Raw genomic sequence first — 14,995 nt, forward strand, 5'->3', positions numbered from 1 at the left:
TGCAAAAATGCAGGTGTTCCCTCTCCTATATTCATCCGAACGTCCCAACCCAAGGGCCACCCACATCCAGTGCTGTCCAGGTCAACCTCGGGAATTTCGGTTACTGTCACCAACCAAGTCCCTGCTAACCGAGTTAGGTCCGCGACTGCTTCCAGCGATGTCGGGAAGAGGCTGATCGAGGGGCGATGGTCGGCATATATCCAGGTCTTTCGCGTGGCTTTGCCAGCCCCGTTTGACGAGTACGTGGTCGCCCTTGATCACGTTTGGCAAGGGGCAGGGGAAATGGCTAGGTTCGCGCTTGGCGGCGCGACTTGTTGCCGGGGCGGAGTTTGCCCGGAAAACACAGTGAATGTATGGAAACGTGTCATGCGTCTCGTTAAGTCAGTGTGCGAACCGCTGGGAAATTAACCATACACGTTTTTCGTGGCAATCGAAAAGTTTGGAAAAATGGTGGATTAAAATTTGCTGGACGAGTTGGCGCGGGAGCGTCAGCGTGTTTGGCCATGCAGATTGAATTGAATCGGATGAGTATCGGACGGTTTTTAATGGCGGCTCTGGTTGGCCTCGGTTGGCTGGCGGGGCATGCGCGCGCGGCGGAGCGTCCGGGCGCAAAGCCGGCCCCGGATTTGGCCAATGAACCGTACGGGCCGCATGCGCGTAATGTGCTGGATCTCTGGAAGGCCAAGAGCGAGTCGCCCACGCCGCTGGTGGTGTACATTCATGGCGGCGGCTTCAGCGCGGGCAGTAAGGAGACGCTTTCGCCCACGATGTTGGAGGGGCTGTTGCAGGCCGGGATTTCGGTCATGGCCATTAATTACCGGTTGTCGCCGGAGTTCCATTTCCCGGCGCATTATCTGGATTCCGCGCGGGCCATTCAATATGCCCGGCTGCACGCGAAGGAGTGGAATCTGGACCCGCGCCGTGTGGGCGCCACGGGCGGTTCCGCTGGAGCAGGGATTTCGCTGTGGATTGGTTTTCACGATGATCTGGCTGATCCCGCGAATGCAGACCCGGTGTTGCGCCAATCCACCCGCCTCACTGGCATGGCGGTCATGGGGGCGCAGAGCACGTATGATCCGCGCAAAATCCGGGAATGGGTCGGCGAGGCGGCGTCGAAGCATCCCGCGCTACCCGGTTTCTATGGCCTTACTTTGGCGGAGACGGAGACGGAGAAAGCGTACCAGCTTTATGAAGCCGCCGCGCCGATCACGTATCTAACCCGCGATGATCCGCCGGTGATCGCCTTCTATTCCGAGGGGCGCGGGCCGCTCCCCGCCAACGCCCGGCCCGGCACGGGTATTCACCACATTAACTTCGGCTTGAAGTTGAAGGAGCGCATGGACCCGCTCGGCATCGAGTGTACGATTCGCCATAGTGACGAAGGCGGGAACATCACGAAGGATACGGTGGCGTTTTTTGCGCGGCATTTCAAGCTGACGCCCGCGCCTTAAAGTAAAGCCCAGAGACGGTAACTTATTCCTTGTCCTTGTCCTTGTGCGCGGACTTCTTGTCCACCTCCAGGCACTCCACGGACCATTGTTCGTTGGAGCCGCGCTTGAGATAGGCGTCGTATTCGTAGAGGCGGGGTTCACCGGTCTTCTTGCCGATGGAATGCACGCGGCCATGCACCCGGAAGCGCCAATCCACACCTTGGATCGCGGTTTTTTCATACGGCTCAAACACGGCGGCTTCCGGCACGTTGAGCGCTGGCCCGACGAAATTCGTCGCGACGTGGTAGGCGGTCTGGTGCAGGTTGCGGCCCAACCGTTTTTCCCAGGCGGTCAGCGGCACGTCCAAGGTCAGGTTGGCGGTCTTTTGCCATTTCTTATAGGAGACGTTGGGGGGCGGCGGTTCCGCGCTCTTGGGGGTGCGCGGAAGGCTGAAATACACTCCGGCGGCCAACCCGGCCACCAACAGCAGCGCGCTGGCCAAGGCCACAGTTTTCCAACGGTGGCCGTTGCCGGCCGGTGCCGGTGAAGCCGCCGACAATAACTGCGAAACCGGTCGCCACTGCTGGTGTCCCGGCTCGGCATACAACGTGGTGAGCGCGATTTCCTGCCGGTCCACCATGGCCTGAATTTGTGGCTGGGTGTAAGGCCCGGTCACTTGGTCGTTTAGCAATAAAACGTAGAGGAGCACTTTCATACTGGACGTAACGCTTGATTCATTTCAGAGCGTCGAGCGTACTGGCTGCGCCGGGGTTTGGCGAGTGCAGATTTCTAAGTTTTTCTGTTACGTTGAACCGATTTGTGCCATATTTGATCAGTCATGAAGATAACTAACTTGAATCCCAAGCCGGATATTGGCGCCAGCGCCTGGTTCGCGGACCTCGAAGGGCACGGCCTGTTGATGGATGCCGGCACCCATCCTAAATATGATGGGACCGAATCCCTGCCCCTGTATAACCTGATTGAGCGGCAGGACGTGGATGCCATCGCGATCTCCCATTGCCACCATGATCATATCGGCTCGCTGCCGATTGCTATGCGGCAGTTCCCCAAAGCCCATGTGTTGCTCAGCGAACTCAGCTATTTCCTGGTGGAGCGGGTGCTGCACAATTCGGTCAACGTGATGACCCGGCAACGCGACGAATACGGCATCAAGGAATACCCGTTCTACTCGCACGATGAACTGGATGACCTGGCGCCGCGCTTCCAAGGGTTCCGCTACAACCGGGAGATCGAGTGGGGCTCGTTCAAGAAGGCCCGCATTGGGGTGCCATCGCCCACGCTGGAGTTCTTTGACGCCGGACACGCGCTGGGATCGGCAGGCCTGATGGTGCGCGGCGAAAAGCAGACGCTGTTTTACACGGGCGATGTGTGTTTCCACGACCAGACGATCCTCAAGGCGGCCCGGTTCGAAGACGTGCAGGCGGATGTGTTGCTCATGGAAACCACGCGCGGCAACCGGGCATCGCAACCGGAGTTCAGCCGGGACAAGGAAGTGGAGCGCTTCTCCGCCGCGCTCGAAGCGGTGATCCAGCGCAAGGGATGCGTGCTCATTCCCACGTTTGCGCTGGGGCGCACCCAAGAGGTACTGGCCATCCTCAGCCTGCTGTTAAAATCCGGGCGGCTGAAACCGCAGCCGATCTACATTGGCGGACTGGGACGCGTCTTTACGGAGATTTACGATTTGCAGGCGCATCGCACCCATCGTCAGCACAGCAACCTCCAGCTCCATGAGGCGCTGAATCTAACTGTGCTGGAGAAGAAGCAGGCGGAATCCATGAAGCTCACGGGCGGGCGCATCTTTGTGCTCACCGCCGGAATGATGTCCGAGCACACCTCCGCGCACGACGTGGGCATGCGCATGATTAGCGATGAACGCCAGGCGATTTTCTTTGTGGGCTACACCGACCCATCCACCCCGGGAGGGGCGTTGCGTCAGGCGAAACCGGGGGAGACCTTCCGCTTCAGCCCGCTGGCCGGCGAGGTGACGCGGCGCTGCGAAATCCAGGATTTCGATTTCACGGCCCACGCGCAACGGGAGGACTTGCTGGAATTTGTGGGGCGGGTAAATCCGCGCACGGTGTTGCTGGGACACGGCGATGATTCCGCCCGGCAATGGATGGAAGAGCAGATTCGCGTGCGCTGGCCCAAGATGAAGGTGATTCAGCCGAAGCCAGGTGAGACAGTGGAAGTGTGAACGAGAAAACCGAATACCGAAAGAAATCCGAATACCGAATCGGAAGACTTTTGCAGGAAAATTTATGGGCATAAAAATGGCAGGTAAAAAATGATACGAAGAAGATAAAAGCCAGGAGTTGGAATCCGGTAGCTTGTGCCCGCTTCGGACTTCGGTATTCGGATTTCGGATTTAAGGTCCACGTTATTCGTGCCGCAAAGCCTCAATCGGATTCATCGCAGCGGCGCGTTGAGCAGGGTACATGCCAAACACAACCCCCACGGTCATGGCGATAAAGAACGCCAGTGGGATGGACCACGGCACAATCAAGGGGACGACATTCTGGATGGAGTCAGGCATGGCCTTCATCATGCGGGGGAAGAGTTGTTCCAGCAAAAAACGCAGTCCGCTCATGGCCGGCGAGCAGAGTAATCCCCCCAGGATGCCGGTGATGCCACCCACTGTGGCCAGTGAAAGCGTCTCCACCAGGAATTGCACCGTGATATCGTGGCGGCGCGCGCCGAGGGCGCGGCGGATGCCGATCTCCCGGGTGCGCTCCGTGACCGTGGCGAGCATGATGTTCATGATGCCGATGCCGCCGACCACCAGCGAGATGGCGGCGATCAGCCCCATCATGGCAATGAACATCAGGCGGGTGTTGCGGGCCTGCTCCAATAATTCCAGCGGCACCGTAATGCGGTAATCCTCCTGCTCATGGGTTTTGGACAGCATCCGCCGAATCATTTCCGCCGTCTCCATCACTTTATCCTGCTCGCGCACTTTGACCGTCACCTGGCTGGCAATGGGCACACCGTCCGAGGTGCGCGAATAAAAATCGCCAATGCGCGCCCACAAGGTCGAGATGGGGATATAGACATCGCGCGAAAAGTCCTGGCCGCGCACCACGCCCGGTATGGCACTGGCCACCGCGCGTTCCTTCATCACACCCACCACCCGATAATAGTCCCCTTCGATATGGATGGAACAGCCCAGCGGGTTCTGATGCATGAACAACTCGTGTGCTATTCCAACGGCCAGCACGCACACTTTCAGGTTCTGCTTCACTTCGGTATCCGTGATGAAATGCCCTTTATCCACCTCCATGCGGTTGAGATCAAGGTACGCGGGAGACACCCCCACTACACGGCCCGAAACCGAGTGTTCGCCATAGCGCAGTTCGCGGCGGTAAAGCTCCTTGATCGGCACGCATTTTTCGATGGTGGGAATCGTGGCCTCCATGTGGCGAAAATCATCCAGCGTGATGCCATAGGGTGCGTAACTGACGCGGCGGGTGGTCTGGCCAGCCGAGGGCGGCGAGGAGATCAGCAGGATGTTATTGGCGCCGAGTTCGGCGATTTGTTGCTGCGCCTTGTAGCTAATGCCCTCCCCGATGGCCAGCAGCCAGATGACGCTGGCCACCCCGATAAAAATGCCTAAAATGGTCAGCAGCGAGCGCAACGGATGCAGCGCGAGACTTTTAATGCCCATCTGCCAGACGCGCAGGCGCGCTTGAAGCCAGGCGGCCAAACCACCTTTCTCCGCCAGCCCTGACGCTGCTTCCGCTGGGGCGTGATCCGCCAGACGGGTGCCCTCCTTTCCCGGTCCAGACACGGTGACCGGCGGACGCACCCGTTCATCGGTTTGAATCGTACCATCCCGCAAACGCACAATGCGGCGGGCACGGCGGGCAATGTCCTCCTCGTGGGTCACCATGATGATGGTTCGGCCCTCGTCGTTCAGCCGATCGAGGATGTTTAGAATTTCATGCGAAGTGACGGTATCCAGGTTACCAGTGGGTTCGTCCGCCAGGATGAACTGGGGATGATTGGCCAGGCTGCGGGCGATGGCGGCGCGCTGCTGTTGCCCGCCGGAAAGTTGCATGGGCCGGTGTCCCAGGCGGTCGCCCAAGCCCACCTCTGCGGCGAGTGCGCGGCACCGGTCGCGATCCGCACCAGTGATATTCCCTTGGTAATAGAGCGGGGATTCGATGTTTTCCAGGACCGTGAGCTGCTGGATCAAATTGTACGATTGAAAAACAAAGCCAATGTGCGACGCGCGAATCAGCGACAACCGGTCGTCCTCAAGTTGCGCCACATCCTCGCCTGCGAGAAAATAATGACCGGAGCTGGGTTGATCCAGGCAGCCCAGCACATTCAGCAGCGTGCTCTTGCCGGAGCCAGAGGGGCCCATGATGGCGACATAATCCCCTTGCGGTACCTCCAGGTTCACCCCGCGCAACGCGCGCACAATCTCCCCGCCCAGCCGGTATTCCTTATGCAGGTTTTCGATGCGCACCGCAAAACCGTGGGTCGTTGGGGTTGGCTCAGTCATGCCCTCATGGCCGGGAGACGGCTGCCGGGACAGGTTTTTCGGTCGCCGAGGCCACCGCGGCCTTGGGCTTGGCGGGCGACGGCACCGTGGTCTTGGCGGGTAATGGCGCAACGGGTTTAACCGGCGGCGGAGCGGGCGGCGGCGTGATCGCTGCCGGAAAGACCACTTCATTTTCAAAGCGTTGCGGGTTCAACACCACCTGGTCTTGGGCCTGCAATCCCTGGCGGATGATTACGGATTTGTCATTGGCCGCACCCACCCGGACTTCGCGGGCCTCGAGGAATTCACCCAGCACTTGCACGAGGCAAAACAGCCGGCCTTTGCGTTCAAACACGGCGGGCAACGGCACATGGATCGCGTTTTCGTAACGGGCGACCTGAATGGACACTTCCGCCGTCATGCCGGAGCGCAGGCCAAGCGGCGGCTCAACAATGTCCACCTCGGTGGAATACTCCTTGATGTGCGCCGTGAGCGTGGAAGCGGGCGGCAGCGGGTATTCCCCCACGCGCACCACCTTGCCAGTCAAATCATGGTTGGGCAGCGCGTCTATTTTGATATAGGCGGTCATACCGGGCTTCACCCGATTGATGCGAGACTCATTGATCTTGGCCACCACCCGCATGCGCTTGGGATCCGGCAGACGGAACATGATCTGGCGCTCGCGCACCGTGCGGCCTTCGCCGATGAGCACGTCGCTGGCCATACTGCGGGACCGAGAATCATTGGCATAGACGACCTGGCCGGTAGCTGGGGCGCGAATGGTGCATTTCTTGATCTGATCCTCAATCTGGTCCTGTTTCAATTGATCCAGCTTATAGGTGCTTTCGCGCGAGCGCAGGCGCGCCTCGGCGGTCTCCACGTCCACCTGCAGTTTGCTAAGGGTGCGCTGCTTGGTGAAATTACGCAGCGTCTGGAGCCGGACCTGGGCGGAATCGAGATCCTTGCGGGCCTTTTCCACTGCGAATTTATCCGCCTCCACCTGGGTATCCGAGACATAGCCGCGGGCCACCATGCGCTCGCTGTACCGCAGGTATTCCTCGGCGCGCCGAACGTTTTCACGGGCGACAAATTCCGCGCTTTCCAAGCCGTCCTCCTCCTGGCGGTACAGGTTTCCCTCATATTCTTTCAATACCATTTTGGCAGATTCCACATCCGCTTGGGCTTGGATGAGATACGCCTTGCTGTTGTACACAACGATCTGTTGCGCCAGCAGGTCACTTTGCAAAACCGAATCATCCAAGCGGGCCAGCAAATCACCTTTTTTCACATACGAACCCTCCAACACCAGTTCCAAAATGAGGGTGCCGCCGATGGCGCGGGATTGCACTTCGCAACGGATTTCGATGCTGCGCGAGCTTTCCACTTCGCCCGGCTCAACCACTTCCTCCAGGAAAAGTCCCTTTTCCACCGGGGCCAACAGCGGTATGCCCGCATCCCCGCCAGCGGTGGCGGGTGAGCGCCATTTGATAATCCCCCAACTCAGCAGCGCCACCCCGAGGAGCCCCGCGAGCCACAGGCGGCGCCGCGATTTGCGGCGCGGTGGCACGGATGCTCCACTCGTCTCAATGGTGTTTTTTTGCTTATCCATGGTGTGCTTTAATCAAGGAGCTTCTGGAGTTAAATGATCGCGGGCCATGATCGCAATCTTTTCCTTGGCCGGCGCCAGCGTGTTCAGCGTCAGCGCGCCGGGATCCTGCCAGAGCCCCGCTTGGTTGAGCTTCATGGTGCCCAGTTCAAAGTCCAGCAGCATCCGCAATACATAATAATTTACCCAGCTCTTCAGGAAATCATTCTGCGCATCCAGCAGATCGCTCAAGGCGCTCAGCAAGTCGCGCGCGGTGGTGGCGCCAAATACCGCTTGCACCCCCGGCCGCGGCGGCTCGGTAAGGCGCAGCCGCGCCAGGTCCACCTGGCGGATGGCGGATTCCACGGCGGCACGGCGGATTTCAAAATTGACCAGGCTAAGATCAACCAAGCGCACCGTGTTGCGCAGGCTCTGCGTGATACGATCTTCAAACAGGAGGTAATCCCGCCGGGCTTTCTGGAACTCGATGAGCGTCTGCCGGTAGGTGTTGCGCTCCGCTTGGCGGATAAGCGGGGTGTCAAACGTCAATCCCAGGCGCAGCCGGGCGGTTTTCTCATCGAAGTGCGCAGGGTTGTTGTCCGTGGTACGCAGGTCGCCATTCATGGTGATGGAGACATCGCCTCTCAACGCGTCGGCATCGGTCTCCACTTTGCGCCAGGCGTCCACCAACTGGGCACGGGCATTGCGCCAGTCCAGCCGGTTTTCGCGCGCGACGGCCAGGGCGGATTCCATGGTGACCGCCACCGGTTCCAGCATCATCTGTTGCAGCCGGGCCGACGCCTGGCTCAGGGATAACTCAAGCAGCAGGCTGGATAGTTCAGAGGTGGCGGATGACACGCTGTCGCGGGCCTCCTCCACATTCATTTGGTCCAATTGCCCGCTGAGATGTTCGAGGACGGATAGGGCGCCATCCAACTGTTTCTTAAGGCGGGTCATGTTTTGCTCCACCAGTTTAAGATCGTCATCCAAACTCTCCGCCTGAAGCACCTTGGGATTCAACCCCGCTTCGGCCACCTCCGGCCGGTTTTGCAGCGTTTTCATCTGGGCTTTGCGTTGGGCAATGACCGCGCGGAAATTGGCCAGATCCTGCTGCGCCTCGTCCCATTGTTGCATGATGGCGGGCCGGATTTTTTCCAGCGGTTGCAGCAAGGTTTTAAGCTGGGGAATGGTGCGGACCCGGTCGCGATCACGGGAGTGCTGGGCGATGGCATCGGCATCCGCTTGCAAACGGGTGATCTCCGGATCCATCAGGGTGAACCGCTCGATCAATGGATCTTTGACCGAGACCTCGATTTCCGGCGGAAGCCCCAGATACATTTTGAACGCCTCCACGCGCGCCTTGTAAGCCGCGCGGGCGGAAAGCAGGCTGCTTTGGCCCCGATACAGCGACACCAGCGCCTGGTCCACTTGCAGGCGGGAAGACAGGCGCCCGGCCTCAAACGCGGATTGCAATTGCTCGTGCGTGGTGCGTAGCGCCGCCACGTTGGCCTCGGTGTTCAAGACCAGTTGCTCCTCTTGCAACATCCCGAGGAAACCGCCGGCATCGGCGGTGGCCGAACGTCCAGTGGGGGTTCCCGCGAGCAACCCAAGCCCGGCGGATCCAATCGCGCCCGACCGCGTCGGCCCTTCTCCCGGGTAGCGTCCGGTCACCAGTTCCACCACGAAACCCTGCTGGTACTGGTACATCTGGCGCACGTTATCCAGCAGCCGCCGCTCAGAGAGCGTCAGCCGCTCCAACACTTTGGCCCGACTCGCGCCCCGTAACAGCGGTTGCACCACGCTGAAATTGGCCACGCTGGAAAACGTATCTTCACCCGGCCCCTTGATGTTCCATACCACATCGTTGGCCAAACCGATTAGCAGTTCTCCGCCCGTGGCGGCGATGCGGTCCGCCTGGGTGTGGGAAGCGGTGTCCGCTTTCTTCAACGTCATGCCGGCAGGTTTAGCCCCGGTGGACGCGTAGTATTCCGGACGGGTTTCCGTGTAAAGCGTGGAACTGCCAAAGCCAAATTGCACATCAAACCGAAACCGCTCAAACGTCACGTCCAGGGCCGCGAGATACAAATCTTCTCGCTCCTGCTGGAACGCCCGCGAATTCAGCAACCCGATATGCATGGCGTTGGTGATGTCCAGTCGCACTCGGCCCTTTTCATCATAAGGCAGATATTTTCGCCATTGACCATCATCCACCGGCACCGGCTGACCGCGTTTTTCCCAGACGCGTGCGCCTTTTTTTCCATCCACCACCTGGAGATAACGATGGGCGTCAGGATCATCCGGCGGGGGTGGGGGCTTGTCCTTGTCATTGGGATCGTGCAGCCGTGAGCTGATGGGTGGTTCCACGGAAAAGTTAGTCAGCGCAACCCGGGCATCCGTGTTTTTTTCGCGGATCAACGCATAGACTTCCTGATCGGCCTGTTGCCGATAATGGGCACGGGTACATCCGGCGAGGAGAACTGCCAGTAGCAGGCAGCCAAACGCGATGCCACCCGGAAGGACTTTCCGGGCGGCACGGGCGGACGCTCTGTGGCCATGCGACATGAGTTATATTATAAAGTCATGCATCCTTTAACGGGTGCGACCCCGCGACCTTGATCGCGCGCCGCCGGGTTTGAAACACCACGTGGTTGCAGTGGTTGGACGGGCTGGAGCGGGGGTGAAATTCAGAAAATTTTAATTTGGCGTTGGGCTTGCAGCGAAGCGCCATGTCTGGCATAAATGCTGCAAAATAAACGGTCCAGTCGGTTTAATCGTGTTTGCGATCAACCCGGCTGGCCAAACTGGAAAGGCAAAACGTATGTCATGGTGGGGCTTTTTAGGTTGGCTGGTGATGAGCGGGATATTTTTCGTCGCCGGCGCGCAAGTGGAGCAAAAATGGCGTCCGCCGATATTGGTGGTAGCCCTGCTGTTTGGGTTGTTTGCCATTCAAGCGCTGATTTTCCCCTATATTTACGACTCCACCTTCCTGTGGATCCTGTGGCAGTATATCGTCAAGGGCGCCGTCATCATCGTTTTCCTGTACAAATTGTATAACGCCTGGCAGCAGAAGTGAGGCAGATTGCGCCGAGTTCAGTTGGATGGCCCAGCGAATAAAAGACATTGCTTCGCTTAATAAAGTTCCAAGCAATGAAATTTATCGTTTTCAAAAAGCTCGAAAATCAGGACGGCATTGAAACGAAAAATCAGCAAGCTGCCTGCAAAGATGGCGGCTGAGATTTTGGTCGAACAACAGTTTCACGCGGCGGGACCGATCAAATTATGCTCGCGATCTGCGGCAAAAGACAGTGCCGCCACTACATCCTCCTGCGTAAGCTCCGGATACTCTCGTAAAACCTCCGGAACCGACATGCCGGCCGCCAACCAGCCCAGAACATCATAGACGGTAATCCGCATACCTCGGATGCATGGGCGCCCGCCACGCTTATCCGGTTCGATGGTAATAATCTTTCGATAATCCATAGGCTTAAGTTATGCCGTCTTTCACCCTAATTCAAGCGTGAATTCACCCGGATTAGCGCCAATTCTATTCCTGCCCGTCCACCTCACGCAAACCAGGGGCGTGCGCGCTTCTGGGCGTTGCGGACAGCCTTGACCACGGTGTCACAGTTTTCCTTGATCTGAAAATCGAACATGCCCACGGCAATGAAATCGGCCCCGTTATCGAACGCATAGGAAAACGCCTGGCGGGGATAAATCGCGCCCGCCGCCAAAACCTTGAACGCCAGCCACGGCTTCGTGACCGTCTTCATGAAGGCAATGGTTTCCTCGGGGTTGATGCACCACATGTTGTCGTACCAACCTTCGCCGCCGCCAATCCAGATGAACTCTTTGCGCTGGGCCTTCGGTGTCGCGGAAGGATAGGCGTCGCTGTGGAAGGTTTTGACGTAGAAATCGCACGGAATCTTGTGCTTCTCACAGGTCATCGGCACCTCAAGCGAGTGCCCGCCCACCCCCACCGGTAGCCCGTGAGTTTTGGCGATCTCCACCGCCTTGGCCAGTTGTTCCACCGCGCCCGCCTGCACCAGTTTATCCCCTGCCACTCCCCACACGTACAAGGCCACTGCTCCCGTGTCCACCTGCCGCTGGATATGGTCGCTGAGCGCGCTATCTTTCTGTCCTGCCTGCACCTCGATGTGCGGAATAAATTGCATGTGTCCGCCAAAATCCTTGTTGTACTGCTTGACGTAGTTTCCGCCGGTTTCAAACACGGTGTTGATGCCGTGCTGCTCGGCCAACTGCAACGTCTCCATCAGTTTCTTCTCATTCACATAGGCGCGGAACAGCGGCCCCACATATTTCAAATCCCGGGCGTGCATGTAGCCGGAGATCAGGTTTCCACCCAGGAGCATGCGGCTGATTTTCACTTTGCCGAGCGTACCCAGCGGCATATTGGCCGGGTTGGCGGGAGTGGCCGGGGTTGCGGGCGGAGCATCCGCAGCGGTGACCGATGAAATAACGGCCACACTGGCCGCCGCCTGCGCGGCGGCATGGATGAAACTGCGGCGACTAAAATTTTCCGATTGTGACACTGGCATTTTCATAAAATAATGGCTTAACGGCGGCCACTGTAACGACACCATGAAAAGATGCCAGTGATTTTTTATGGACGTCACCCAGCCCCAGGGCTGCATCAAGCTCGGTTTGGTTCAAGCTGAAAGCGGCGGTTCGGGGGGGGGGCCATGGCCGCGGAATCACCCGAAAGAAAGTGAAACGATTAAGCCGATTCCCTCAGCCGGATAATGCAATCCTCTCCCCGAGGGAGAGGAAACAGGTGAGGGGGTACGGAACCACAGACCCTGCCCACCTCGTAGTATTCGTAACGCACCAACGCGCTGGATGCTGCTCCCACCCAGCCCAACCGCAAACGCAGGTGACGAGTCTCAAACAGGACGGCGCGGGAAAATTTGGAGAGTGCGGTGGCAACTGCCGGGGGAAAAGGGGCGGCAGGCGACACCGCTTTGGATATTCCGCAATCCGCAATCCGCATTCCGAATTCAAAATGGGCTGGTTTTCATCCGTACCATCCGAGTTATCCGTGGTAAAATAACGGAGAATAAACCACGGATAAACACCGATGGACACAGAGAATACCATACACCGGCCCGTTATTCCGCAATCCGCAATCCGCATTCCGAATTCGAGGGTTCCACCTTGCCGCCGCACTCCAAAAAATGCGGCTCCCGCGATTCCTTGTGGCAAGCACCACCCGAAGAGCCCTTATTTGGTATAGGGATTGGCAGCCATCTGCCCCGGTGGCCCTACCCGGATCGCCTGCACGTGCCCATCAAAGAAAAGATAATTGCGCACACTGCCATGCACAGGATTGGCCGGAATATTATCCTGCCAAGTGTTGGCGGTGTTGGTGATTCCCACTTGGTCCGGTTCAGCTAAATAATACATGGCCGACGCTGAATACACAGCATCCACGGCTGCCATTTTCATGGACGGGTAATTTCCTCCCCCGGTTGTTGTGTTTGTAGGGTAACCAAACGCACGAATTTGTACGCCGTTGACTGTTGGGTTAATAATGTAAAAGTGCTTAATGTCGAGGGGATACGTATCGGGGGCCTCGCGCAGAACGCCTGGACAGGAGAAAGCTGCGACGAATACCCGGGTGCCTGAAGGTACGGGGTAACCCATATACGGGCCAACGTAATAGGAAAGACAGTCTTTTGATCCGCTGGTGTACCACTGCTGTTGGCCGCTGAGAAGTCCGCAGCCTATTGTGGGCTGGCCAGGCAGGTAATCCTCAAAATCATCAGCATACAGCCGCACAGCTGTCCCTATTTGTCGCATATTGGACATGCATTGTGCTTGCGTGGCCTTGCGTTTGGCGTTGGCCAAAGCTGGCAATAACAGGCCGGCGAGGATGGCGATGATCGCTATGACCACTAACAACTCAATCAAAGTAAAAGCCAATGACTGCTTGGCATGACGCTTCAATATCTTTCGTTTCATATAACTTGAGTGATTTTGGCTATTACCGTTTTTTTATCACGGATCGCAGCTCCACGGTCTTCTCTTTCTCGTTAATTACCCATTCCTTTCCGGACGGGACAGGTGGCATCTCATCCATTTTTCGTGACATCAAAGCACGGAAGCTTCTTGGCAATTTTCCTTCTTCAGTAATATATTGTCGCAGCCATTGGGTATAAAGTTCGGATCGTTGCGCAGCTTCCTCCTCAGTCGTTGACTGTGAAACTGTTGGGGTCGGCACGGGCGCGGCGGCAGGCACTGGATTATTGGGGGTTGTCGGCAAGGGGGCAAAAACAGAGCGCTTTGATGTCGGGGTTGTTTCCGCTGGAGCCGCAACGATGTTTTGCGCCGGTTCCGCTGCTTCTGCAGCCGCTGCTGGTGCAGGCGGCTGCGCCTCAGTTTTTTTGACTGAGTCATCACTTTTGCTGCAGGCAGCCAGTAAAGCAATACAGGCGATGCCAAGCATCACTAATTTTCCCATAGCCATGTGAACAATATACCCGTCGGCTCCGACTTTTGCAAGTGCTAAACGGGATGAGTAAAAGGGGTTATGCTTCAACCATTTCCCGAGACAAGGCGTTAAAAAGAAACGCAAACAGTGTTCGACAAAACCAAGTTGGCCGGTAAGGCCTGAGCGACGACAGGGAACCGTACAAGACCATTCTCCAATCTGGGTGTCATGGCACCGCAAGCGGATCTTGGCCTTAATGACCTGCTTATTTCACTACCGGATTCGTTGACATCTGGCCGGGAGGGCCGACTCGTATCGCCTGCACGTGACCGTCAAAAAACAAGTAGTTGCGCACGCTGCCATGAACCGGTTTGGGAGGCAGATCCGCCCACCAGCCGGTGGCAGCGGTAACCCCTACTTGATCCGGCTCAGCCAGGTAGTAGGCACTGGTGGGCGAGACCAGCCCCTCAACTGCGGACATCTTCATGGGAGCGGCATTGGCGACTGCCGGAATGGCCGTGGCGTTACCGGGATAACCGAACGGTTCCATTTGCTTGCCCGTGGTCGGGTCCTTCACATTGGGATTCATGATGTAATAGTTCACGTCGTTGCTCACGTCAGGTGAATCCTTCCAATTTCCAGGGCAAATAAAAGCTTTGATGATCACCTTGGTGGCGGTGGGCGCGGGATAGCCCATGTAGGTGGAGATGAAGTATGAGAGATGAGTCAGGTCCCCGGCAACGTAATAGGGGACTTGTCCGCTCCAAAGGCCCTTCTTGTTCGCTACATCGCCTGGCAAGTACTCATTATCATCCGCATACATGCACACGGCCACACCCACCTGGCGCAGATCCGACATGCACTCGGCCTGCTGAGCCTTGCGTTTGGCGTTAGCCAGCGCTGGCAGCAGCAGACCCGCTAAAATGGCAATGATGGCAATCACCACCAGGAGTTCAATCAAAGTAAAAGCGTTTCCCCGGCAGAGACGTCGGACAAGTTTGAATGCTAGTTTCATAACACGAAGGGAT

General features: G+C 57.7%; 12 protein-coding genes. 3 read left to right on the forward strand and 9 right to left on the reverse strand.

Annotated elements, in window-relative coordinates; all coding sequences use genetic code 11:
• Positions 1-503: 503 nt before the first annotated feature.
• The gene (locus tag WCO56_05990; protein MEI7729099.1) at positions 504-1,451 is read left to right on the forward strand and encodes an alpha/beta hydrolase; all 948 of its coding nucleotides are present in this window, start codon (positions 504-506) and stop codon (positions 1,449-1,451) included.
• Positions 1,452-1,473: 22 nt separating this feature from the next.
• On the opposite strand, the gene WCO56_05995 is transcribed toward WCO56_05990, so the two are convergent.
• The gene (locus tag WCO56_05995; GenBank protein ID MEI7729100.1) at positions 1,474-2,145 is read right to left on the reverse strand and encodes a hypothetical protein; all 672 of its coding nucleotides are present in this window, start codon (positions 2,143-2,145) and stop codon (positions 1,474-1,476) included.
• A gap of 123 nt (positions 2,146-2,268) precedes the next feature.
• On the opposite strand from WCO56_05995, the gene WCO56_06000 reads away from it, so the two are divergent.
• A complete protein-coding gene (locus WCO56_06000) occupies positions 2,269-3,645 on the forward strand; it encodes an MBL fold metallo-hydrolase (protein ID MEI7729101.1) in 1,377 nt (458 codons plus the stop codon).
• A 183-nt stretch (positions 3,646-3,828) separates the two neighbouring features.
• On the opposite strand, the gene WCO56_06005 is transcribed toward WCO56_06000, so the two are convergent.
• Genes WCO56_06005 through WCO56_06015 form a run of 3 tightly spaced genes read right to left on the reverse strand, consistent with a single transcriptional unit; the run spans position 3,829 to position 10,081 of the window.
• Positions 3,829-5,955, reverse strand: coding sequence for an ABC transporter permease (locus WCO56_06005; protein ID MEI7729102.1), 2,127 nt, complete (start codon positions 5,953-5,955; stop codon positions 3,829-3,831).
• Between the two features lie 4 nt (positions 5,956-5,959).
• Positions 5,960-7,543 (reverse strand): efflux RND transporter periplasmic adaptor subunit, encoded by a 1,584-nt coding sequence (locus tag WCO56_06010; GenBank protein MEI7729103.1) that lies wholly within the window; start codon positions 7,541-7,543, stop codon positions 5,960-5,962.
• Between the two features lie 12 nt (positions 7,544-7,555).
• Positions 7,556-10,081, reverse strand: a complete 2,526-nt coding sequence (locus WCO56_06015; protein MEI7729104.1) for a TolC family protein — start codon at positions 10,079-10,081, stop codon at positions 7,556-7,558.
• 211 nt (positions 10,082-10,292) lie between these two features.
• Between WCO56_06015 and WCO56_06020 the strand changes: the two genes are divergently transcribed.
• The gene (locus tag WCO56_06020) at positions 10,293-10,592 is read left to right on the forward strand and encodes a hypothetical protein (GenBank protein ID MEI7729105.1); all 300 of its coding nucleotides are present in this window, start codon (positions 10,293-10,295) and stop codon (positions 10,590-10,592) included.
• Positions 10,593-10,774: 182 nt separating this feature from the next.
• On the opposite strand, the gene WCO56_06025 is transcribed toward WCO56_06020, so the two are convergent.
• From WCO56_06025 to WCO56_06045, 5 genes are all read right to left on the reverse strand, one after another.
• A complete protein-coding gene (locus WCO56_06025; GenBank protein ID MEI7729106.1) occupies positions 10,775-10,999 on the reverse strand; it encodes a DUF433 domain-containing protein in 225 nt (74 codons plus the stop codon).
• Between the two features lie 83 nt (positions 11,000-11,082).
• Positions 11,083-12,075, reverse strand: coding sequence for a hypothetical protein (locus tag WCO56_06030; GenBank protein MEI7729107.1), 993 nt, complete (start codon positions 12,073-12,075; stop codon positions 11,083-11,085).
• A gap of 682 nt (positions 12,076-12,757) precedes the next feature.
• Positions 12,758-13,498 (reverse strand): type II secretion system protein, encoded by a 741-nt coding sequence (locus WCO56_06035; protein ID MEI7729108.1) that lies wholly within the window; start codon positions 13,496-13,498, stop codon positions 12,758-12,760.
• A 22-nt stretch (positions 13,499-13,520) separates the two neighbouring features.
• A complete protein-coding gene (locus tag WCO56_06040) occupies positions 13,521-14,075 on the reverse strand; it encodes a hypothetical protein (protein ID MEI7729109.1) in 555 nt (184 codons plus the stop codon).
• 157 nt (positions 14,076-14,232) lie between these two features.
• Complete coding sequence (locus WCO56_06045; protein MEI7729110.1) at positions 14,233-14,982, reverse strand: type II secretion system protein; 750 nt, start codon at positions 14,980-14,982, stop codon at positions 14,233-14,235.
• Between the last annotated feature and the right edge of the window lie 13 nt (positions 14,983-14,995).

This window comes from Verrucomicrobiota bacterium (genome assembly GCA_037139415.1).
GTDB lineage: Bacteria > Verrucomicrobiota > Verrucomicrobiia > Limisphaerales > Fontisphaeraceae > JBAXGN01.